General features: G+C 65.2%; 1 protein-coding gene. It reads left to right on the top strand.

Annotated elements, in window-relative coordinates; translation table 11 throughout:
* Positions 1-972 (top strand): elongation factor Tu (tuf, locus tag D1604_RS15000; RefSeq protein WP_119413935.1); only part of this gene is annotated, 972 nt, incomplete at its 5' end.
* Between the last annotated feature and the right edge of the window lie 49 nt (positions 973-1021).

Genomic DNA, 1021 nt, shown 5'->3' on the forward strand with positions numbered 1-1021 from the left:
AACCGTCACTACGCGCACGTGGACTGCCCGGGCCACGCCGACTACGTGAAGAACATGATCACGGGCGCCGCCCAGATGGACGGCGCGATCCTGGTGTGCTCGGCCGCTGACGGCCCGATGCCGCAGACCCGCGAGCACATCCTGCTGTCGCGTCAGGTCGGCGTTCCGGCCCTGGTGGTGTTCCTGAACAAGGTCGACATGGTCGACGACGAGGAACTGCTGGAGCTGGTCGAAATGGAAGTGCGCGAGCTGCTCAGCTCGTACCAGTTCCCGGGCGACGACATCCCGGTCGTGAAGGGCTCGGCCCTGGCCGCCGTCGAAGACCGCGACCCGCAGATCGGCGAAGAGCGCATCCTGGAGCTGATGGCGGCGGTCGACAGCTACATCCCGCAACCGGAACGCCCGATCGACATGCCGTTCCTGATGCCGGTCGAAGACGTGTTCTCGATCTCGGGCCGCGGCACCGTGGTGACGGGTCGCGTCGAGCGCGGCATCGTCAAGGTCGGTGAAGAAGTCGAAATCGTCGGCATCCGTCCGGTTCAGAAGACGACCTGCACGGGCGTCGAAATGTTCCGCAAGCTGCTGGACCAGGGCCAGGCGGGCGACAACGTGGGCGTGCTGCTGCGCGGCACCAAGCGTGAAGACGTCGAGCGCGGCCAGGTGCTGTGCAAGCCGGGTTCGATCACCCCGCACACGAAGTTCGTGGCTGAAGCCTACATCCTGAACAAGGAAGAAGGCGGCCGTCACACGCCGTTCTTCACGAACTACCGCCCGCAGTTCTACTTCCGCACGACGGACGTGACCGGCATCGTGCGCCTGAAGGAAGGCGTGGAAATGATCATGCCGGGCGACAACGCCGAGCTGGACGTCGAGCTGATCACGCCGATCGCGATGGAAGAGAAGCTGCGCTTCGCCATCCGCGAAGGCGGCCGCACTGTCGGCGCCGGCGTCGTGGCGAAAATCGTCGAGTAATATCGACGTCAGAATGAGCGGGGGCCTCGGCCCTCGCTGGTTCGCCAGT

It is taken from the genome of Brevundimonas sp. LPMIX5 (assembly GCF_003576505.1).
GTDB lineage: Bacteria > Pseudomonadota > Alphaproteobacteria > Caulobacterales > Caulobacteraceae > Brevundimonas > Brevundimonas naejangsanensis.